This window comes from Wolbachia endosymbiont (group A) of Clivina fossor, from assembly GCF_964026865.1.
Classification (GTDB): domain Bacteria; phylum Pseudomonadota; class Alphaproteobacteria; order Rickettsiales; family Anaplasmataceae; genus Wolbachia.
Map to the genome: position 1 here is coordinate 1,509,950 of NZ_OZ034707.1, position 21,889 is coordinate 1,531,838.

The 21,889-nt window shown below is 33.2% G+C and carries 16 protein-coding genes and 3 pseudogenes; 14 read left to right on the forward strand and 5 right to left on the reverse strand.

Annotated features, from left to right (window positions below):
- The first annotated feature begins 18 nt into the window (after window positions 1-18).
- From AAGD99_RS07590 to AAGD99_RS07615, 6 genes and pseudogenes are all read left to right on the forward strand, one after another.
- Window positions 19-198 carry a tail protein X gene (locus AAGD99_RS07590; protein WP_341823038.1) on the forward strand — a complete coding sequence of 60 codons (180 nt, stop codon included), beginning with the start codon at window positions 19-21 and terminating at the stop codon, window positions 196-198.
- Window positions 199-1,143: a phage tail protein gene (locus tag AAGD99_RS07595; RefSeq protein WP_341823039.1), complete on the forward strand. Its 945-nt coding sequence runs from the start codon at window positions 199-201 to the stop codon at window positions 1,141-1,143.
- A gap of 52 nt (window positions 1,144-1,195) precedes the next feature.
- Window positions 1,196-1,729 (forward strand): ankyrin repeat domain-containing protein, encoded by a 534-nt coding sequence (locus AAGD99_RS07600; RefSeq protein ID WP_264686996.1) that lies wholly within the window; start codon window positions 1,196-1,198, stop codon window positions 1,727-1,729.
- A gap of 67 nt (window positions 1,730-1,796) precedes the next feature.
- Window positions 1,797-2,018, forward strand: coding sequence for a hypothetical protein (locus AAGD99_RS07605; RefSeq protein WP_015589022.1), 222 nt, complete (start codon window positions 1,797-1,799; stop codon window positions 2,016-2,018).
- Window positions 2,019-2,026: 8 nt separating this feature from the next.
- Entirely contained in the window at window positions 2,027-2,941 is a 915-nt protein-coding gene (locus AAGD99_RS07610) for a patatin-like phospholipase family protein (RefSeq protein ID WP_341823040.1), read from the forward strand.
- Window positions 2,942-3,077: 136 nt separating this feature from the next.
- A pseudogene (locus AAGD99_RS07615) lies at window positions 3,078-3,780 on the forward strand (transposase); the annotation flags it as partial.
- A 228-nt stretch (window positions 3,781-4,008) separates the two neighbouring features.
- On the opposite strand, the gene AAGD99_RS07620 reads toward AAGD99_RS07615, so the two are convergent.
- A complete protein-coding gene (locus AAGD99_RS07620; protein WP_341823012.1) occupies window positions 4,009-5,031 on the reverse strand; it encodes an IS110 family transposase in 1,023 nt (340 codons plus the stop codon).
- 223 nt (window positions 5,032-5,254) lie between these two features.
- On the opposite strand from AAGD99_RS07620, the pseudogene AAGD99_RS07625 reads away from it, so the two are divergent.
- Window positions 5,255-5,800, forward strand: a pseudogene (locus tag AAGD99_RS07625) (transposase); the annotation flags it as partial.
- Between the two features lie 73 nt (window positions 5,801-5,873).
- Here AAGD99_RS07625 and AAGD99_RS07630 read toward each other — a convergent pair.
- From AAGD99_RS07630 to mutL, 4 genes and pseudogenes are all read right to left on the reverse strand, one after another.
- Window positions 5,874-6,860, reverse strand: coding sequence for a helix-turn-helix domain-containing protein (locus AAGD99_RS07630; protein ID WP_264339508.1), 987 nt, complete (start codon window positions 6,858-6,860; stop codon window positions 5,874-5,876).
- A gap of 144 nt (window positions 6,861-7,004) precedes the next feature.
- A pseudogene (locus AAGD99_RS07635) lies at window positions 7,005-7,283 on the reverse strand (DNA repair protein RadC); the annotation flags it as partial.
- Window positions 7,284-7,452: 169 nt separating this feature from the next.
- The gene (locus AAGD99_RS07640) at window positions 7,453-8,391 is read right to left on the reverse strand and encodes a helix-turn-helix domain-containing protein (protein ID WP_341823041.1); all 939 of its coding nucleotides are present in this window, start codon (window positions 8,389-8,391) and stop codon (window positions 7,453-7,455) included.
- 68 nt (window positions 8,392-8,459) lie between these two features.
- Window positions 8,460-10,259 carry a DNA mismatch repair endonuclease MutL gene (gene mutL, locus AAGD99_RS07645; RefSeq protein ID WP_341823043.1) on the reverse strand — a complete coding sequence of 600 codons (1,800 nt, stop codon included), beginning with the start codon at window positions 10,257-10,259 and terminating at the stop codon, window positions 8,460-8,462.
- 389 nt (window positions 10,260-10,648) lie between these two features.
- Between mutL and AAGD99_RS07650 the strand changes: the two genes are divergently transcribed.
- From AAGD99_RS07650 to AAGD99_RS07680, 7 genes are all read left to right on the forward strand, one after another.
- Entirely contained in the window at window positions 10,649-13,249 is a 2,601-nt protein-coding gene (locus AAGD99_RS07650) for an ankyrin repeat domain-containing protein (RefSeq protein WP_341823045.1), read from the forward strand.
- Window positions 13,250-13,370: 121 nt separating this feature from the next.
- Entirely contained in the window at window positions 13,371-14,120 is a 750-nt protein-coding gene (locus tag AAGD99_RS07655) for an NTP transferase domain-containing protein (protein WP_265027770.1), read from the forward strand.
- A 124-nt stretch (window positions 14,121-14,244) separates the two neighbouring features.
- On the forward strand, window positions 14,245-15,198 hold the full coding sequence (locus AAGD99_RS07660; protein ID WP_211908264.1) for an NAD-dependent epimerase/dehydratase family protein: 954 nt from the start codon (window positions 14,245-14,247) through the stop codon (window positions 15,196-15,198).
- On the forward strand, window positions 15,155-17,482 hold the full coding sequence (locus AAGD99_RS07665) for a glycosyltransferase (protein WP_341823047.1): 2,328 nt from the start codon (window positions 15,155-15,157) through the stop codon (window positions 17,480-17,482). The genes AAGD99_RS07660 and AAGD99_RS07665 overlap by 44 nt, the downstream gene beginning before the upstream one ends.
- Window positions 17,443-19,119 carry a WG repeat-containing protein gene (locus tag AAGD99_RS07670; RefSeq protein WP_341823049.1) on the forward strand — a complete coding sequence of 559 codons (1,677 nt, stop codon included), beginning with the start codon at window positions 17,443-17,445 and terminating at the stop codon, window positions 19,117-19,119. Before AAGD99_RS07665 ends, AAGD99_RS07670 begins: the two co-directional genes overlap by 40 nt.
- A gap of 4 nt (window positions 19,120-19,123) precedes the next feature.
- Entirely contained in the window at window positions 19,124-20,113 is a 990-nt protein-coding gene (locus tag AAGD99_RS07675; protein WP_155969548.1) for a phytanoyl-CoA dioxygenase family protein, read from the forward strand.
- Window positions 20,114-21,889, forward strand: a complete 1,776-nt coding sequence (locus AAGD99_RS07680; RefSeq protein WP_253303154.1) for an ABC transporter ATP-binding protein — start codon at window positions 20,114-20,116, stop codon at window positions 21,887-21,889.

A 21,889-nucleotide genomic window follows, 5' to 3' on the forward strand; every position in this document is an offset into this window, starting at 1 on the left:
TCTTCCCAATAACGAAGTTTGGTATTAGATCTGATTTGCTGGAAACATTACGGATTTACTGATGGAGTAGTGGAATTAGTACTAGCAGAGAACTTGGGTTTGGCAGAATACGGAAGCTTTTTGCCCGCAGGATTAAAGATAAAGCTTCCTACTATTAAGAAAATAGTACAAAAGTCAAAATTAAAGGTCTGGGAATAAATGCAGCCAGATTTTATAATAGATAAATGTGAATCAATTAAAGATAGAGTTATATCATTGCACCTTACAGATGAATCAGGAATAATAGATGATGTAGTTGAAGTGTGTGTTGATTACAGGGATGAAGGCATAGATATTCCGAATGAATTGAACATAGCACTAGGTTATAAGGAAATTGGAATCTTTCCAATGGGTATATATACAGTCAACGAAGTGACTATACAGGGTCCACCTAAGACTCTACTAATCAAAGCTCATGCAACAAATTTAAGAATATCTTTGAAGGCAAAAGTATCAAAAGAATGGCGCCAAATTACCATAGAAAACTTAGTAAAAGAAATAGCCCAAAAACATGGATATGGATACAAAGTCGCTGAGGAATTTAAGAATGTATTGATACCCCATATTAATCAGGCAGATGAAAGTGATATAAGTCTGTTAACAAAGATCGCAACAGAGCGTGAAGCAATGGCAAAATTAGCTGGTGGGTATATATTGTTTATTTCAAAGAATATGGCAAAATCAGCCACAGGAAAAGCTTTAGGAACAACGACTATTAGACCTCAAGATACAATTAACTGGAAAGTGCATTTTACCGTACGTGATAAGTATAATTCAGTAGTGGCAAAATGGCATAGCTATGAAAAGGGTGAAACTATTAAAGAAACAGTTGGTAGCGGCGAGCCAAGTTATATTATGTTAGAAATGTACTCAAATGCAGAATCAGCACTAAGTGCAGCAAATGCTAAGTTAAAACAACTAAAGCGAAATAATGCAGTATTGGATATCACTATACCTGGTAATCCAGAGTTATTTGCAGAAGCTAAACTTAATCTTATAGCTTTTAATCAAGCGGTAGATGGTGAATGGATAGTTAACAGAGCGGAGCATACTTTAAATAGCTCAGGTTACCTTACTATGTTGTCAGCATCTTTGAGTAAGTAATGTTAATAAAAAATGAGTAAATGATCTATTTAATATTAAAAAGATGTTGAATATGGATAAATTGGGTCAAGATACAAAAAACAAGCTGCATTTTTGGTGGCTTATAACAGTAATAGTATGTATTATTGCTACCTATTCCTACATGAAGGCAAGAGCTGCAGATAATTATAAAACGATGTTACGCATTGCTTCTCAAAATTGTAACTTAGAGACTGTAAAATTCTTAGTAGAAAATCTATTAGATATTAATGTGCAGATCCCTAAATTAACAGCACTACATTATGCTGCAGAAGAGGGATGTGCAGAGGTTGTAAAATTCCTAGTAGAAAAAGGAGTTGATATAAATGCTACGAAATATGAAAGATGGACACCTTTACATGCAGCTACATATGAAGGCAAATTGGAGATAATTAGATTTTTATTAGACAAAGGTTCAGACCCTACCATTAGAGACACAGATGGAAAAAATCCAAGAGATGTAGCTGTATTAAGGTCAAGGCACAATAAAGATAAACCTTACAAGGAAATCATAAAGCTACTTGCTAAAGCAGAAGATCAATACGAATCAACAAAAAGTAATCACTAAAGCTGTAAGTTTTCTATAATCTGCATATAAATTTCCAAAACTATCCATAACAAGTTAATATTTTCACATGAAAAAGCAAAAAATCCCAATAGCGGTAATAATAACAATAGTTCTACAGACTGTAGGATTCATATGGTGGTTGGCAAAACTTGACTTACGTGTACACATCCATGATAAATTTATAGAAAAAAACCAAGGACTAATCGAAATAGTCTATCGACTTGAAGAGAGAGTGAAAAACCTCACTGAAGAAGTCAACGAACTTGAAGCTATTCACAAACACAAATAAATTTTACAGTGACAAAGTACATTTTATCTGTAGATGGAGGTGGCATTAGAGGGATAATACCTGCCATTATTCTAGCAGAAATTGAATCTAGGACAAAAAAGCCAATTTCCCAGATTTTTGATTTAATGGCAGGAACCTCAACCGGTGGGATTATTGTTGCTGGACTTTGTAAAAGCAATAAACTTCAATACTCTGCCAATGATTTGGTTGAACTTTACCAAGAGTATGGAGCATATATCTTTCAATCATCATTTTGGAGAAAATCAATTGCTTCTTGGCTGAGTGGTTCTCAGTACTCATATAGAAATATGGAATTTATTCTCAACAAATACTTTGGTGAAAGTACTATGGCCGATGTTGCGAGTAATCTACTACTCACCAGTTATGACATTCACAATAGTTGTGAATTTTTCTTCAAAAGTTGGAAAGAAAAAAACATTAAGTTGAAAGATGCACTCAGAGCTACAACAGCTGCTCCAACGTACTTCACACCAAAACGTCTGAAAATTAGCCAAACAGAGAGAGTATTGATAGATGGTGGAGTGTTTGCAAATAATCCAGCGGCTTGTGCATATGCAAGTAGTAAGAGGTTATTTCCAAATGATGAGATTATACTGCTATCAATAGGCACTGGTGGAACAGATAGAAGTATAAAGTATGCTAACTCAAGGAAATTTGGCAAAATAGGGTGGATCAAGCCACTACTGAATGTGATGTTTGCCTCTGGATTGGATTGCGTTGATTATCAACTAGAACAAGTAATAGACGATAAATATATAAGAATACAATCGCAATTGAAAGTAGCATCGACTGAGATGGACAATATTACACTCAAAAATATCAAATCTCTTCAGCAAGAGGCAAATGCAATGATAGAGGACAACCAGAAATTAATAGATAAACTTTGCGATTTCATATCTTAATTTATACCAAGCAAAATTCAACTGAGCCAAAAAAGTTGGTTAGCAAATTCTGCTGGTTAAATCAGGGAATGTTCAAAAAAGTGTGTCAAACCGAGAAATAAAAATAAAATAGAAACAAAAAATAGAGGTTTGATATATGAGTTACAAAATAGAAAATGGAACGACTGGCCTAGTAGATTACAAAGAGCTGGAAGCAAATATACTGTCATCAATAAGAGAAGGTAAACCATTGATGGGGAGAGATGGAGCATTAACACCATTTGTAAAAAGGCTGCTGGAAGCAAGTCTAGAAGGTGAAATAGAGCATCATTTATCTAATGAAAGAGAAGAAAAGAATCGAAGAAACGGAAAGAATGGCAAAACTTTGAAGACGAGTGCAGGTTCATTTGAACTATTGACACCAAGAGATAGAGAGGGAAGTTTCGAACCACAGATAGTGAAAAAAAGGCAAACAAGCTTACATCCAGAACTTGAAACAAAGGTCTTGAACATGTTTGCAAGCGGTGTGGGATACAGGATCCTATGTGGAAGAAATCTATGACCATAAAATATCTGCAGCAGAGATATCTGGAATTACAGATAAATTACTGCCTATAATCAATGAATGGAGGAGTCGTCCCCTACAATCAGTATACCCGATAGTATTTATGGATGGGATGTTTTTTAAGGTCAAAGAGAATGGACATTGCATAAGTAAATGCATGTACAATATATTAGGAATAGACCAAAATGGCAGAAAAGAAGTACTGGGTTTTTACTTAGCAGAAAGTGAGGGAGCTAACTTCTGGCTAGGCGTATTAAATGACTTAAAAGAGAGAGGAGATACCGTCTTGTTAGTCAACAAAAAAATTATAAAAATTTCCCAAGTTGCATCATAAAATCAAAAAATACTTCCAATTGTGTAACAGTACACAGATTATAGTTAGTGGATATGTTGATAAGTAAATTAGTTTTATACGCACAAAACAGATGAAGTTTACTTATCAACATATCCACTAACCAACAACATTCAATAAATTTGTGTAAGATACCACTTTACATAAGATAGATAGGAAGCATTTTTGATTTTAAAGTACTAAACCTTCAGTCAACCTCTTAGCCCTGTAGTTTTTGATATGGTTAGGATCAAAAGCACTTTTGGATGTCAGAATACCGAAAATGATATGGAGTAGCTTACGCATTGCAGCACCAACGATGGCCATATTATGCTTACCCTTTTCCTTTAATCTTTGGCAAAAGCTCATAATGATAGGATTGTGATTCTTAGCTACTATGGCAGGAAAGAAAAGTGCCTTACGTAATGTTTGTGAACCGGATTTACTTAATCTGGGTTTGGCATATACAGAGGAACCTGACGTCATATTTCGTGGTATAACTCCTGTATATGCTGCCAATTGCCTGGCATCTCTAAAAACCTCTATATCAGAAACTTCAGCTAAAATAGCTATTGCTGATTCTTCTCCTATGCCTGGAATAGTCAATAGAAGTTGAAAATTTTCCAACAATTCTTTGTGTTGATTTAATAGTTCACGTACGGAGTTTTTTATTGTTTCTATTTTTTGAGCTATATTCATTGCAAGGTCTTCCCAAGCATTTGCAACTTCTTTAGGCAGTCTCTCTTTTTTTTCTAAGTGGTTATTTACTAATGTTAACTCATCTTTTAACGCAACTGAGCAACGATAAAGATGTTTTAATTTTTTCATTTCAGGAGAAGGTGGTGTCCAACTAGAAGGTTCCTGTCTTTGGCAATAATCAGCAATAACTTCTGCATCGGTCTGATCATTCTTTTGTCGTATCAGCTTACTCCTTGCATAAGATTTTATGCAATAAGGATTTACAACACTTACAAAATGTCCAGCATTGTGTAGAAATTCAGCCAGTGCTTCGCTATAACAACCAGTAGATTCCATGCAGGTTTTTACTTTTTCTACATTATGTTTGTGTAGAAAATTCAGTAGACTTTGAAACCCATGATCATCGTTCTTAAAGCTTCTTTTTCTAGTTTCACGCTTTCCTTTTTTGCTTATAAATGAGAGAAAAACATCAAAGCGATCTTTTGATATATCTATGCCCAAAAAGTTGTTGATCATATATAACCCCATACGTTACCATTAAAAATGAAAAGTAAGGTTAGTCTTGTGAATACAGAATTAGAACCATTCAGGTCTTTCTACGATACCGTCCAGCCTATACTTTTGAGAAGGGAATTCTTATCTCCTCTACAGATTTTATATCTAAGAAGAAGCACAGAGTTCCTCCCTTCTCCACCTAATGCTTAAGCTTAAAACATTAGATGCTTTTGACAAGATACAAGTAGAAGACATTTTGATAGCTTGTGTTGACGGTCTAAAAAGCTTCCCTACAGCTATAAATAGCGTATTTCCCAATGCTGAGGTACAGTTATGCATTGTGCACCAAATAAGAAATTCACTAAAATACGTATCCAGCAAAGATATAAAAGTTTTTATGAATGATTTGAAAAAAATATACCGTGCTACAAGTAGAGAAATCGCCGAAAATTATTTACTTGAACTGGAGGAAAAATGGGGTGAAAAATATCCTTTAGTCATAAAATCGTGGCAAAACAATTGGGAAAATTTGTCTAGTTATTTTAAGTATTCTGGCCCTGTTAGAAGGCTAATTTATACCACCAATCCAATTGAGGGGTTGCACAGACAAATCAGAAAATTTACTAAAACCAAAGGTTCATTTACCAGTACAAATGCCTTGTACAAATTGGTATATTGTGCTATAAAAAAGATAGAGCAAAAATGGGCTATGGCTTTGCCTAATTGGGCTCTAACTATATCTCAACTTGATATCTTTTTTCCTGATAGGTTAAAAATTGAGTTGAACTAAAAATTCGGTTTGACACACTTTTTTGAACATTCCCTTAAATCATTAACTAACTTTACTTATATCTTAAACACATTCAATTTTCACACTCACCCAACTCATCAGCAGTTAGGCCACTTGCTCGCACAATAATATCAATAGCAACACCTTCCTTAACTAGATCTTTTGCAATCTTGATTTTCTCTGCTTTTTTAACCTTTTCTTTACCAGTTTGCATTCCTTCAGATAAAGATCTGGCTACCGTATCCAGTAATTCTTGATCCTCAATTTTTTCGCATTTACCTATAAACCCAAAAACTGGCTCATTTTCATATTCTGTTAGTCCAAGAGCTTTAATGTTAACTGATAATGTCTTTGCTATCTTATATAATATTTCAATTGGAATGTCTGTATATCCTCGTTCATAGTCGTGTATTTCTTTAGGTGTTGAACCGATTTTATTTGCCAAGTCCTCCTGAGTGTATTCCCGTATTAATCTCTGCTCTTTTATCCTTTTCCCCACTTTGTAGAGTATAGAATCAGTACAAATTTCTTTCTCTATATCATCATATTCATAAGTAGATAAGCGAGTCACTTGGGAAATAATATCAACTGAAACTCCTTCTTTCACTAGATTCTTTGCTACTTCTATTTTCGCTTCTTCTTGGCTAATTTTCTCGCTAATATATACAAACCTTACTAATGGATACAGCTTCTTGCGTAATTCCTGATCCTTAATTTCTCTATGTATTTTTGTTAGATAGACTATTTCTTTATCCTCATCTTCATACCAACTGTTTTCTCTTAGTACTGTTGGTCCTGGAAGTAGATCTATAACATTGACTGACAATGCTCCTGCTATTATATACGATTCTTTGATTGTAATAGCCTTGCACCCTAGTTCAAAGTTATGTATTTCCTTATGTGTTAAACCAATTTTTCTTGCTAATTTTGCCTGAGTATACCCTTGTACTATCCTACAACCTTCTATTTTTTTCCCTAGCTCGTAGCTTACTGAGCCAATATGCTCTGAATTATCATAGATAAATCCTCTAAAAGCTGTTTTTCCTACAGAAGCAAACATATATTCTATCACAAAAAAATCCACTATTGGCTAAGTTTTTATGAAATCACAAAAATTTCTCAATCATATAATTTGATAAGCCTGTCGTTTGCAAGATAATATCAACAGAAATTCCTTCTTTCACTAAATTCCTTGCAACTTCAGTACTCTCTTTGCAGCTTCCTTTAGGCATAAAATTACTGCTACTGTAGAGTCAGTTATCCCTTCTATAGTTTTCAAGTCATCTATTTCCTGGCCTAAAACTCCTCCTATTCCAAAACTATCTATTAGCTTTCTAGCAATAATTCGAGCTTCTTCCCTGTCATGCACTGCACTTAGAAACGTTTCTATTACTTCACGATCAAGTAGTGCTTTACCGTTGCTTTCTAATGCTCTGAATTCTATTTCTTCTCTACGATCTTTACTGTTTTCCTTATTATTCATAAAAATTACCCTTCACTAATAACAAAATGTTTTTATATATTTACTGCTGTTTTTTGTCAGCATTGGCATAAGGCCATAGCTTTTGAGTGAAGTCAAATCAATTTTTCAATCTTTTTTACTTATTTTTTCATCAAAAAGTAAAGATATTAATAGATACTGATTTTTTATTTTAAATTTGTTGAATTTCGTCTAAAGAGATGCCCACTGTTTTTAAAATAATATTGATAGAAATTCCTTCCTTAACTAAATTCTTTGCAATTTTCATCTTTTCTACTCTCTTCACTTTCTCTTTGCAAACTTGTATGCTTTCAAACAGAGATTTTATTAGTACATGACGTAATTCTTGGCTTTTAATCTTTTTGTATTCTTCTATTAACCTTGATAGTTCCACTTCACTATTCTCATTTTCTCTTGTTTCTGGAAGCAGATCTGTAATATTAATTAATAGCATCTTTGCTATTTCATCTAACATTTCAAGTGAAACAGCAGCTCGTCCTTGTTCATATTCATATATTCTTTGATTTATTACGCCCACTTTGCTTGCTAAATCTTCTTGAGTGTATCCTCGTATCAATCTCCATTCTTTTATTCTTTGACCTACTTTATACGGAATAGAAATTTTTTCCTCATCATTATCATATTCATCAATAGATAAACTGGTCGTTTGAGAGATAACATGAGCAGAAACTCCTTCCTTAACTAAACCCTTTGCCACCTCTACTTTTACTGCCTTTCCACTTTCTTCCTCACTAATACGGATGAATTTAGTTAATAAATAAAACGTTTCACGTAATTCTTGGTCCTTAATCTCTTTATGTCTTCTTACTAGATTTAATATCTCTTCTTCCTCATACCTTTCCTCATTTGATACTTCTTGTCCGCAAGCTAGATCTCTAGCAGTTGTTGATAATGCTTCTGCTAATTCATATAACTTCTTAATTGAAATTCTGCGTGTTCCTTTTTCATATTGCAGTATTACCTGATATGTTGTATCGATTTTTTTTGCTAAATCTTTTTGAGTATATCCCTTTGCTAACCTACGATTTCTTACTTCCTGTCCTATTACTTTGTAATCTAAAAAATTAGAGCATTTATTCTCTTTTTTCACATTTTATACTCCATAACCAGAAGAGCTGTTACGTATACTTAATTGGGAACCTTTTTGACAAACTGAACTCATCTCCTTTCAAACAATTTTTCTATATCACTTAGTTTCATTTCTATATAAGTTGGTCTTTCATGACCAGAATATGGAGTTTTCTCAATTTGTCTTAGTATCTCATTCATCTCTTCCAATTTCATTTTTCTTCCTGCTCCATGGCAAGCGATTGTGGCTGATATTTTATTCACCTTATCCTCTATTGGCAACGTATCTTCCATTTCCATTAACTTATCTACTATATCAACTAGCATCTCTTTTATATCTATTGTTCCCAAGATTGCAGGTATTTCTTTTATCGTTACTTTATCTTCTGATTGTATTTCAATACCAAAACCCATTTCGAAAAGCTTATCTTTATACATTTCAACCATCTCCATTCCTGCTTGGTTTTTAATCTCGACTATTTCAGGAAGAAGAAGCTTTTGCCTTTTTATGCTTGATTTTTGTTTTAAGCACTCATAGATCAACCTCTCATGAGCTGCGTGCTGGTCTACTATAATTAATTTGCCTTTAGCCTCAGCAATAATGTAAGTATTGTAGACCTGACAGCGTGCATATCCCAGAGGATAATCCTCTATTAAATCAATTTGCTTCCTTTCTAAAACCATCGTTCCCTTTTGGGGTGGAGATTCTCCATATTTAAACGTTTCTGGTAAGCTTTGCCTTCTTTCATCTGGTGCATTGAATTCTTTCATTAGACGATTTTCTAAAAGACTTGGTCTCTTTTCATAAAACTCTTTTTGATCTTTTTTCTCTTGACTATCAACCTGCTCTTGGCTTTTACTATCATTAAAAATTAGCTCCTCTTCAATACCTTGATCACCCGCTGCAAATCTCGTTGATAGTGTTTTTATTATCCCTCTTCTCACTATTTCATATATTAGCCTTTTATTCTGAAATCTTACTTCCGATTTATTTGGATGCACATTTACATCTACTTGGTCATATGGTACTTCTAAATGCAACACTGCAAAAGGATACCTATTGTTTGGAATAAAATCGTGATACGCATATCTAATTGCACCAACAAGTAGATTGTCTTTTATTGGCCTTCCATTAACAAACGTATAAATCTGAGTTGAGTTGCCACGATTGACATTAGGTTTACAGATGTGTCCCTTAAGTTTGATGCCTTCTTCTTCCTCTTTAACTTCCAGTGAATTGCTTTGAAATTCTTCTTCTATTTCACATAATCTGTTGAACAGCGAAGTTTGCTTAACATATTTTAAGAGCTTTTTATTACCAGAAGTGAGAGTAAACCCAATACTATAATTAATCATCGCTAAGTTATTCACAATATCAACAATACTTTGTGTTTCTGCCCTTTCGGTTTTTAGAAACTTTAGTCTATTTGGTGTAGCAAAAAATAAGTCACGAACTTCAATATATGTACCTTGCAACAAAGAACAAGGGGTAATCTCTCTTATTTTTTCTCCTCCCTCATACCTTATAGACCATGCTTCCTTTGCTCCACTTGCCTTAGACGATAATTTCATTCTGCTTACTGCTGCAATTGAAGGTAAAGCTTCTCCCCTAAACCCAAGGTGCTTGATTTCTATTAACTCACTATCGCTTAATTTTGAAGTGGCATGCCTCATAAATGCTAGTTCTAAGTCGTCCTTTTCTATTCCATTTCCATCATCTGTCACAGTTATAAGGTTACGTCCACCACTTTCTATTTTGATCTCTATTTCTGTACTTCCAGCATCTATTGCATTTTCTACTAATTCCTTTACTACACTCGCTGGCCTTTCTATTACCTCTCCCGCTGCTATACGATTTATAGTTTTTGTGTCTAAAAGAATTATTGCCATATTTTCAACTCTCAGTCTGATCAGTTTAATATCAATTAAAATCAGATTGTCTATTAAATTCTATTCTAAGCCCTTTCATGAAGATCATTAGAATTATGTATAATTATTAATGCTTTTTAAGTGGATTTCCTATTGTTCTTTCTAAGTTCCTTGGTGCACGTAAAGAATGTTGGCTACTGAGAAGAATGAAGACATCATCATCAGCGAAAAAAAAGGGCAAAAACAGAGAAAATTGATGTAGCTACTTAAGGAAGGTGTCTCTCATGATCAAATAAAAAAGTTATAAGCACACAGATTGGATTACAGTATCTTTTTTAAGAAGAAGATTTATCTTGCTTAAAAACTTGTAGATGCTATATTTTACATAAATTCTTCAATGCGAGGCCTTTATGTTTACTAATAGAATATCTAATAATCTGGATCAGCTGCAATTTTTTGTAGAGTTTTTAAATGAAAACTATGAAACTCAGAAACATCTTAGTCTTACGCCGCTACATTTAGCAGCAGGAAATGGTCAGTTGGATTTAGTCAACACTTTATTAGGAGAGGGTTTAGATATTAACTCAGAGATTAAGTACGATGCCTTTACGCCACTGTATTTTTCAATTGCAAAAAATCGCTTAGAGATGGTTAACTTTCTTATTGCTCATGGAGCAGATGTAAACCATAAGACCATTCTAGGCTTTACACCTTTAAGTTTTGCATCCCAGCAAGGATATTTAGATATAGTCAACACCTTGATTGCAAATGGAGCAGATCTTAGTACTAAAACAGATAAACTTAATACACCTTTACACCTAGCAGCAGAGAATGGTCATCTAGATATAGTAAATGTTTTTATTGAAAAGGGATTAGATGTTAATGCTGTAAATAATGATCGAGCAAGACCTTTGCATTCTGCAGTACAAAATGGTAACCTCGAAGTAGTTAAAGCTCTTATTTCACAAGGGTCTAATATTAACGCTGGATCTTCAGGCATAGGTAATCATAAAGTTGATGCAAACATTACACCCTTACATCTGGGAACACAAACTGGTAAGTTAGATATAGTTAAAGTTCTGCTTGAAGCGGGAGCAAACGTTAATGCAAAAACAGATGATAAGATTACACCTCTACATTTAGCGTCTCAAAATGGCTTTTTAGAGTTAGTAGACATTTTACTAAAAGCAAAATCTAATGTTAATGCTAAGGATTATGAGAATCTTACACCTCTACATTTAGCAGCAGAACGTAATCACTTTGGAGTAGTTAAGTCTCTTCTTCTCGTAAGGGGAATTGATGTTAATACTAAGGACCACGATAATTCCACAGCTTTACATATAGGATCTCAGAATGGTCACTTAGAAGTAGTGAAGCTACTAATAGAGAAAAAAGCCAATGTTAATGCTAAAAAAAACGAAGGTTTTACACCTTTGCATCTAGCAATTCAGCAAAGTCATTTCGAGGTGAGTGATTTTTTAATTAAAAATGGAGCAAACATTAACACCGTGGATGATCAGAATTGGACTCCTTTACATAATGCAGCATATAATGGTTTTTCTTTAAAAATAGTAGAGAGCTTAATTGCAAAAGGAGCAAATATAAATGCAAAGATGGATGATGGTAGAAGAGCTCTACATTTGGCAGCAGAACATAATCACTTGGAAATAATGAATTTCTTGATTGCAAATGGAGCAGATATTAATGCTCTAGATAACAGAAGTTGGACTCCTCTACATTGTGCAGCATATGATGGTAGTTTAGAAGTTGCTAAATCTTTGCTTGATAAAGGAGCAGACATTAATGCTAAAACAGTTAAAAGTACTACACCTCTACACTTTGCAGTAGACCATGATCATTTAGAGGTGGTTGAATTGCTCTTAGAAAAGGAAGCAGATATTAATGCTTTAGATCACACAAATTGGACTCCTTTACATTTTGCAGCAGAAAAAGGTTATGATCAGATAGCAACCGTTCTATTGAAACATGGTGCTGATGTAAATGTAAAAGAAAATCAAAATAAAGGCACAGCCCTACATCTTGCAGCTCAATATGGTCATCCTAAGGTAGTTAAAACTCTTATTATAAATGGAGCGGATGTTAATGCAAAAATGGATAAAAATGCTACGCCTTTACACTTAGGGGCACAAATTGGTAATTTAGATATAGTTAGGTCTCTACTTATGAGCGGAGCATACTTTAATGCTAGAGCTGAAGGAGGTAGATATGTTTTACCATTACACTTTGCGGAAAGAAGAGGAAACCCAGAAGTTATAAAATTACTAAAATTGACTGAGAAGTTATTTAAGGCTATAGAAGATAATAATTATTTAGGAATTGAGAGTTCCATTAGAGATGGAGCAATCATTGATTCGAAAAACGTGGATGGAAGAACGCCATTACATTATGCTGTTAATAATGGGCACATAAAAGTTGTAAATATCTTGCTAGCAAATGGAGCTGATGCTACTAAAGTTACTAACAAAGGTAATACACCATTACACACTGCTGCTTCCAAAGGTCATAAAGAAATTATTGAAGCTTTGTTACAACGTGTAAGCCACAATAAATTGAGTGATTTTATTAATGCTAAAACAATAGTTAAAGGCACTACATCGTTGCATGTTGCTACTGAAAATAGCTTTTTCGAAGCTGTAAAATCTTTGTTGAAACATGGTGCAATTTATAACATCAAGAATAAAGAAGGTAAAGCACCACTTGATCTTTCTCGAGACCAAAATATTACTAACCTATTGAAATTAGTAGAAGAGCTGTTTGAGAATGCAAAAAATGGTAATGTTGAAATTATCAGTAAGCTGAAAGCAATAAAACCTGATGAGCGCGTAGCTGTAACAAATGCTCGTAATGATCAAGACAAGTCATTAGTCCAGGTTGCAGTAATCAATAAACACTCAAACCTTGCAAGTAGATTATTAGAAATATTAAAAAGTCCAGATCAGAGTTTACAAGATGTCAGCGTAGAAAATAGAGTAAAGAGTTTAAAGTTATAGCTCTCTTAAATGAAACTCTAATGAGGGTGCCAAGATCTAGAAAATATACAAAAATTACAGTGGGATTTACATCTTACTAATTATGAATTAACTTACTACCTAATCAATTCCTGAGTTATGTATGAGTAACATTTTGATAATATTAGCAGCAGGAAAGAGCAGTAGAATGAATTCTGAATATTCAAAAGCGTTGCACCAAGTGGGAAATCTTACTCTTTTAGAACATATAATTTCTAATGCAAAATTGCTGAGTCTAAAAAGCTTATCAATTGTTGTTAACAACTCCCTTCTAAAAGATTTAGAAAACTTTGATAGCCTAAAAAGTATAATCGATCAATACAATATAAAACTAATAATGCAAGAAGATATTACAGGCACTGGCACTGCAGTTAAAATTGCTCTAGAAAATCTGGAGGAGTTATCTGATCAAGACATAGTTTTAATACAGTATGGAGACACTCCCTTTATATCTAGTGATACAGTTATGAAAATGACTGATTGTTTAAAGTATAATAATTTAGTTCTTCTTGGATTCAATAGTCAAGATGAACAATATGGAAGATTAGTAATTGATAATTACGGAAATGTTCAAAAAATCCTAAAAAATGGAGATAAAATGCTTCTTGCAAACTCTGGAATAATGGTTTCATATGCTAAAGATCTCTTTACCTTAGTAAAAGAAATAAAATTTAATAATTCGACCAATGAATATTGTCTTAATGATATAGTGCCCATTGCAGCAACCAATAACTTGAGTGTAGGTTATGTAGTTTCTGATGAAAGAGAAGCAATGGGAGTAAATAATAAGGAGGATTTGATTAAAGCCGAACACTATTTTCAAGAAAGAAGGCAGCCAACTTTTCTTTCATAACTACATTTTTTTATTCATTAATTTAAGTTGACATTTGTTTTATACTGGTTTTATAATACCCTTTAATTCTTACTTGTAAGATAATTGGTATGACAAATTTTCCTAGTTGTAGTAGAGGGTATACATGGGGATATTAATAACAGGTGCTGCAGGTTTGATAGGGTCAACCTTGGTGAAAAAGTTAGAAAACCAAGGCCATGAAGTAATAAGCTGCGATATTAGGTTTCGCGATAATCCACTCAGTTTTTTTTCAGAAGATATAGTACCACTACTTGCTCAGTGTACAGGAATCATTCATCTGGCTGCAATTTCTAGAGTTATACATGGTGAACTTTATCCTACACTGTGTCAAAAAATTAATGTTGATGGTACAATGCGGTTTTTAGGGTTATGTAAGTCACTTCCAAATAAACCATGGTTTATATATGCAAGTAGTAGGGAAGTCTATGGAGAGCAGAAGGAACTGCCAGTTACAGAATCTGCTAGTATCGATCCAATAAATAATTATGCAAAAGGTAAAGCATTTATTGAGGAACAAATAACAAGTTCAAAAGATTTTAATGTAGCAATATTACGCTTTTCAAATGTATACGGTGGTTTACTAGATCATAACAGTAGAGTAATTCCTGCACTCTGTATTAATGCATTAAGAGGTGATCCAATTAAAATAGAAGGTAAAGAATGTGTTTTTGATTTTACCTATTTGGATGATGTTATAGAGGGTATATGCTTAACTGTTAAATATTTACAAAGCGAAAAATCTTCTCTTCCTGCTATTCATCTTACTACTAATAGCCCATGTACTTTAGAAAACTTAGCAAAAACAATATTAAAAGTCACGAAAAGTGATTCTAGAATTGATTTTTATCCTCCAAGAAATTTTGATGTAACTAAGTTTCATGGTGATTTTACTAGAGCTAAAGAGCTACTTGGTTGGTCTCCAAAACATTCATTAGAAGTAGGATTAAGTAAATTTATAAAAAGTCTACAAAACAATACACAAGAATATCCTAACAATATAGATATGGTAATATATGAAAATATTAAAAGTTATTCATGGTTACCCTCCTTATTATAGTGCTGGTTCAGAGGTTTATAGCCAAACTCTTGCTCATGAACTAGCAAATAACAATGAGGTACAAGTATTTACTAGGTATGAAAATAGCTTTTTACCTGATTTTTATTACACTACAGTCCTAGATAGTAGTGACTCTCGAATCTTACTGCATTTAATTAATATACCCACAGCTAAATATCGTTACAAATTTATCAATGAAGAAGTAGATATACAATTTAAAAGAGTAATAGATAACTTTCAGCCAGATCTTATACATTTTGGTCATCTTAATCATCTATCAATTACTTTACCAGAAATTGCTTTTAAAGAAAATATACCTACAATTTTTACGCTACATGACTTTTGGTTAATGTGTCCAAGAGGAAGGTTTATTCAACGCAATTCTGAAGATTTGTTACGGCTTTGTGATGGACAAAAGGATCAAAAATGTGCAACTCAATGTTACAAAGGATATTTTACAGGAGATGAAGAATTCCTGAATTTAGACATAAATTATTGGGAACAATGGGTTGCAACTAGAATGAAGCACACAAGGAAAATAATAGACTATATAGATTACTTTATTTCCCCATCGAAATTCTTGATGGATAAATTTACTCAGGATTTTTATGTTCCGATAAACAAAATTTCTTATCTTGATTATGGTTTTGATCTCAATCGTCTTAAGAATAGAAATAGAGCACAAGAAAAAGAGTTTATTTTCGGTTATATTGGTACTCATACTCCCGAAAAAGGTGTTAATCTATTATTGAAAGCTTTTTCTCACTTATCATCTAAAGCAAAACTTAGAATTTGGGGAGCAGCAAGAGAAGAAACTAAAGCTTTAAAAGCGATTGCCGATCAGTTTTCACCTGTTATTAAAGAAAGAATAGAGTGGATGGGAAGTTATGATAATAAGAATATAGTTACTGACGTATTTAATAAAGTTGATGCAATAGTCGTTCCTTCAATTTGGGGTGAAAATTCACCATTAGTAATACATGAAGCACAGCAACTTAGAATACCAGTTATAACAGCCGATTATGGTGGTATGGCAGAATATGTAAGAGATGGACTATTATTTAAGCACAGAGATGCAAGTAGTTTGTCAGAAAAAATGCAAGTCCTATCTACAAATCAGGAATTATACAATAAACTTACCCAAAAAGGCTATCCTTATACTGAAAATGGGAATATACCTTCTATGAGTGAGCATATTGAGAAACTTAACAAGATTTACCGTAATGCTATTGAAAAGAAAGGCAAATCAGTAGCTGTGAAACCCGGTCCTTGGAGAATTACTTTTGATACTAATCCAGATTACTGCAATTTTGCTTGTATAATGTGCGAATGTTTTTCACCATACAGCAAAGTTAAAGAAGAAAAGAAAGCTAAAGGAATAAAACCTAAGATACTGTCGATAGAAACTATCAGAAAAGTAATTAAGGAAGCAGCTGGAACACCTTTAAGGGAAATCATTCCTTCTACTATGGGTGAGCCTTTAATGTATAAAAGCTTTGATGAAATAATCAATTTGTGCCATGAGTTCGGTCTTAAGCTTAACCTCACAACCAATGGTTCTTTTCCCATTAAAGGAGCTAGAAAATGGGCTGAACTATTGGTACCAATTTTATCTGATGTTAAGATTTCCTGGAATGGGGCAACTAAAGAAACTCATGAAAGAATCATGAAAGGTTCAAAATGGGAAGTAGTGACAGAAAATTTAAAAACTTTCCTTGAAGTTAGAGATAAATACTTTAGCGATACAGGTGAAAGGTGTACCGTTACTTTACAATTAACATTTTTGGAAAGTAATTTACATGAACTCTATGACATAGTTAAGATGGCCATAAAAAACGGCATAGATAGAGTTAAAGGACATCATCTTTGGGCACATTTTGAGGAAATTAAGGATCTATCTATGAGAAGAGATGAGTTAGCAATTAGTAGATGGAACACGGAGGTGAGAAGGTTATACGAACTTAGAGATAATATTCTATTGCCAAATGGTAAAAAGATAAAATTAGAAAATTTCACAATCCTTTCTCAAGAAGGTATTAAGGATTTGGCTCCAGGTGGTCAATGCCCATTTTTAGGTAAAGAAGCATGGATAAACAATGAAGGAAAGTTTAGTCCTTGCTGTGCTCCAGATGAACTCCGTAAGACATTAGGAAATTTTGGTAATGTTAATGAGGTTAAACTCGAGGAAATATGGCAGAGTAGTGAGTACCTAAGCTTACAAAAGAATTATTTAAATTACAAATTATGCAAAACATGCAACATGAGAAAACCTTTAATCAATTAATCAAAGATAATCTTAAATCTATTAAAATTTCACCGTGTGAGAGTTTTCACGAATTACTAGGAAATCCTTTGTATGAAAATAGGTTTATAAAGGTTGGTAAATTTCATGAGCCCGGTCTTGCACCGGTTTATGATCAGACAGGTGCTTATCATATCAATGTGAGAGGAGAAGCAGTTTATCATCATAGATTTCTAAAAACTTTTGGATTCTACTTCAATAGAGCAGCCGTAGAAGATGATACAGGGTGTTACCATATTGATTCATCTGGATGTAGAGTATACAAACAGTCGTATCAATGGATTGGAAATTATCAGGAAGATGCTTGTGTAGTTAGAAGACATGATAAATGTTTTCATATTAATTTAAATGGCAACAGGATTTATCAGGAGGAATATGATTATGTTGGAGATTTTAAGGATGGTATCGCTGTAGTCTATAAGGATGGCAAAGCTACACATATTAATCATCATGGAAAGTTAGTACATAATAAATGGTATAAAAAACTTAATGTTTTTCATAAAGGGTATTCTATTGCAGAAGATCAACATGGTTGGTTTCATATAGATATTAATGGTGATCCTGTTTACCAGCAGAGATTTAAAATGGTAGAAGCATTCTATAATGGCATGGCAAAGGTTGAAACTTTTGAAGGTGTGTTAGGACAAATCAATATTACCGGAAATGTAAAGTTTAGTATTTTTGATTTAGGTAAAGAATCTCAAGTGCATAGGATTTCTGCAGAACTTTCAGCCTTTTGGAAAACTTACCTAACAAGCGTTGCTATTGAACTTGATTTGTTAAATATTTTACCTGCAACTATGCCAGTTTTATCTAAAAAGTTAAACATTATCGTACCAAATCTAGAAAGGCTGTTAAGGGCGTTGTGGGAAATAGGGTTTATTGATTACGATAAGGACAAGGACTTATGGCAACTATCATCAAAAGGTAAGTGTTTTAAGGAAATACCATTTTTGCCAAAAGCAGCAACGATGTGGGCAAGAGTTGCCGCTGAAAAGAATTGGTTAAAGATTGCCGATATACTAAAACAGAAGTCCATCTCTTCATTTGAATCTTTTAAGGAAAGAGAAGCATCAGAAGATAAGAAAATAGCGTTTTACCAAGTATTGCTAGGATATTCTAGGTTTGATACTAAAGAGTTTAATTCTAGGATTAATATAGATGGTGCTAAGAATATATTGCTATTTGGTGTACACTCTTTATTTCTTGCTTATTCTGATATACACAATAAAGGTTCTATAGGCCTATATAACGAACATAAAGTACCAAGACAGTTAGTAGAAAATTTAAAAGTCAAACTTATAACTCAGGAAGAACTATCAGTTACAAATTATGAATTAGGTGTCTTTTGCCGCTTTCTGCAGCATTATGATGATGATAAAGTATTATCTTATTTAAAATTGGTCAAAGGAATATCTCGTATTTTATTGATAGAAACTATTTTAGATTACCGCTCTCCAACTGGAGGCTCTGTAGATATTAATGTAATGGTTGAAACAGGAGGTAAACTAAGAACATTAAGCGATTGGGAAAAAATATTAAAACAAGTAAAAGGATTCAAAATTTTTGCTGTTGTGCCTTTAACAGATTACTTATCAGTCATTGATGTCAGGTATTAATCATATGGAAATACTACAAAAAAATGGTTTTTTTATTATCAAAAATCTGGTTCCTTTAAAGCTAATAACTCAGTCTTTAAGTGATATAACAAATAAGATATCAGAGCTATCCCAAGAACTAAGTGTTTCAACTTCTGACTACTTAAACTGTACCGGCAGATGGGGCACGTCATCTCAAGTAACTAGAATTATCTCTCAAGCATTAGATGAAATTATTAAAAATTACCTTGAAAAGTCACTTCAGTGTCAGATACTGCAGAAAAAATCAAATGTTATATGTAAAACTGCTGATTTAATAGATGCAGTTCCCTTCCACCAAGACATCTCCTATAGTTTCAATGATCCTTACCACTTTTCTGTTTGGTTAGCTTTGAATAATGTAAGTGAAACTTCAGGTGCACTGCAAATTATAGAAAACAGTCATAAATGGGAAATACAGCCTTTAGTTGATTTTTGGTACCCATATTTTTTTGATCAGTACTCAAATAATCGGGAAAATTACAAAATCAAGTCATTACCTATTTCAGCAGGAGATGCAATAGTTTTTGATTCACGGTTATGGCATGGTAGTGATAAGAATACAGATGCTAAAGATAGATTTGCTTATGTAACAAGGTGGATTATAAAAGATCAAGATCTTCCCTATGTGCCAAAACCTCAGCCTTCAGTTTTTGGTATACTCAATTGTGGTGAGTTAACAGAATCTGTACTGAGAGAATGCTTGTCATTGTTTGGCTACCAGGAAAGTGTAAAAGCAAAAAACATGGAAGAACTTATCAAGAGCTGGTTAGCCTTTATTACAGACACAACTACAAATATTTCTGAGATCGACACTACTGAGGCTAAGCGAGATTTATATAAGCTACTTATTCTGAATCGAGCATCAGCACTACATGATGCTGGAGACATCTCAGGAAAAATATACAAAAATTTATGGTTTTCACTACTTGTATTTCTCAATAAAAAAGTCAACGTAGTGGAGCTAGCATTATAAATGAACAGAAGTAGAGTTGATAGCTTCAAATGTGTATTGATGTTCATCTTGAATATAGTATCTAAATTCAAACTTAATGTACTTATAATGTCTTTAGTTGCCCTGGTGGTAGCTGTTGATTTGTCTTTTAGAAAGTATTTAGTAAAAAATATTCTAGATACAGCTGTAAAATATCAGGAAGGTAATGTAATTGAGAATCTTTTATTACCTGTAAGCGCTTATCTTGGTATGGCATTACTTATCACTACTGCTTTTAGATTCTATGGCTATTTTGTTGACATTCGAATGTTTACCTTAATGCGTCAAAAGATAGCTGATATATCTTTTTGTAGACTACTCCAACAAGACCATTCCTATTATCAGAACAATTTATCTGGAAGCTTAGTACATAAGGTCAGTAGCTTAATGGATAGTGTGATAGAGTTAATAAGATTGCTTATAGATTGTTTTTTCGGTTACAGCATAGCATTAGTCTTAGCTATTTATACCTTATCATTAGTAAACATAAAATTTGCAATCGCTACATTCACTTGGGTAAGCATTTTTATTTTAGTATCGATTTTCAGCTTTCGTGTACTTACTGAACTAGCTGATAATTACTCTAAACAAAATTCACAAGTAATAGCTAGTATAGCAGATAGTATTTTAAATGTTATATCAGTAAGGCTATTTTCTCAGCAAGCACATGAGAGACACAAATTTTTTCAAATATGCAAGAAAAGAACTATTGCAGAGAGAAAATTACAATGGGCATACTTTTGTCTTTGGTTTATATATGGCTATTCATTTGATATACTCCAAGCAGTAAACTTGTACTTTTTAATTTATGACTATCAATTGAACAAGATCGCAATAGGAGATATAGCTCTTGTACTTGGAATTAATATATCGATTATAGAGTTTCTTAACCATCTAACTAGGAATCTTACGCAATTTTCTACTCATTTCGGCAAAGTTTCAGATGCATTGCCAATCTTAACTACCGTACCAGAAATTCAAGATAAGAAAAATGCTAAAGAATTAAATTTATTAAGTGGAAAAATAACGTTTAATAATGTTTCTTTTTCTTATGAAGGTCAGGAGTCATTATTTCAAGATTTCTCAGTTACCATTAATCCTTGCGAAAAAGTAGGTCTAGTTGGTTGTTCTGGAGGTGGTAAATCTACTTTTATAAACTTAATCCTAAGGCTATTTGATGTTAAAAAAGGTAATATACAGATTGATAATCAAATAGTATCAGAAGTTACACAGAGTTCTTTGAGGCAACAAATATCTGTAATACCTCAAGACCCATTGTTATTTCATGATACTATTTTAGCAAACATCATATATGGTAGACTTCAATCTACTATCGAAGAAATAATGAGAGCTGCAAAGCTGGCTGGTATTCACGATTTCATTATGACTCTACCAGATCAATATGGAACTACAGTCGGAGAAAAAGGCATCAAGCTATCTGGAGGAGAAAGACAAAGAATAATAATAGCCAGGGCATTTTTAAAAAACGCTCCAATATTATTTCTCGATGAACCAACTAGTCAGTTAGATTCTATAACAGAAAAAACAATTCAAATGAGTTTATTCAAATTGATGAAAAATAAAACTACGATTACTATAGCACACCGTATTTCTACACTTTTACACATGGACCGAATTCTAGTATTTAACAAAGGAAAAATTGTCCAAGATGGTAAACACGCTGAATTAGTTTCTAAGCAAGGTCTTTACAAGGAACTTTGGAATGCTCAAATTGGTTGTTTGAATGGCAAAAAATAA

Bases quoted from the DNA above. Each gene is read 5' to 3' on its own strand.
- AAGD99_RS07655 (WP_265027770.1), top strand. From the start codon at position 13,371: ATGAGTAACATTTTGATAATATTAGCAGCAGGAAAGAGCAGTAGAATG.
- AAGD99_RS07680 (WP_253303154.1), top strand. From the start codon at position 20,114: ATGAACAGAAGTAGAGTTGATAGCTTCAAATGTGTATTGATGTTCATC.
- AAGD99_RS07650 (WP_341823045.1), top strand. From the start codon at position 10,649: ATGTTTACTAATAGAATATCTAATAATCTGGATCAGCTGCAATTTTTT.
- AAGD99_RS07600 (WP_264686996.1), top strand. From the start codon at position 1,196: ATGGATAAATTGGGTCAAGATACAAAAAACAAGCTGCATTTTTGGTGG.
- AAGD99_RS07605 (WP_015589022.1), top strand. From the start codon at position 1,797: ATGAAAAAGCAAAAAATCCCAATAGCGGTAATAATAACAATAGTTCTA.
- mutL (WP_341823043.1), bottom strand. From the start codon at position 10,259: ATGGCAATAATTCTTTTAGACACAAAAACTATAAATCGTATAGCAGCG.
- AAGD99_RS07660 (WP_211908264.1), top strand. From the start codon at position 14,245: ATGGGGATATTAATAACAGGTGCTGCAGGTTTGATAGGGTCAACCTTG.
- AAGD99_RS07675 (WP_155969548.1), top strand. From the start codon at position 19,124: ATGGAAATACTACAAAAAAATGGTTTTTTTATTATCAAAAATCTGGTT.
- AAGD99_RS07630 (WP_264339508.1), bottom strand. From the start codon at position 6,860: ATGTTTGCTTCTGTAGGAAAAACAGCTTTTAGAGGATTTATCTATGAT.
- AAGD99_RS07670 (WP_341823049.1), top strand. From the start codon at position 17,443: ATGCAAAACATGCAACATGAGAAAACCTTTAATCAATTAATCAAAGAT.
- AAGD99_RS07665 (WP_341823047.1), top strand. From the start codon at position 15,155: ATGAAAATATTAAAAGTTATTCATGGTTACCCTCCTTATTATAGTGCT.
- AAGD99_RS07595 (WP_341823039.1), top strand. From the start codon at position 199: ATGCAGCCAGATTTTATAATAGATAAATGTGAATCAATTAAAGATAGA.
- AAGD99_RS07620 (WP_341823012.1), bottom strand. From the start codon at position 5,031: ATGATCAACAACTTTTTGGGCATAGATATATCAAAAGATCGCTTTGAT.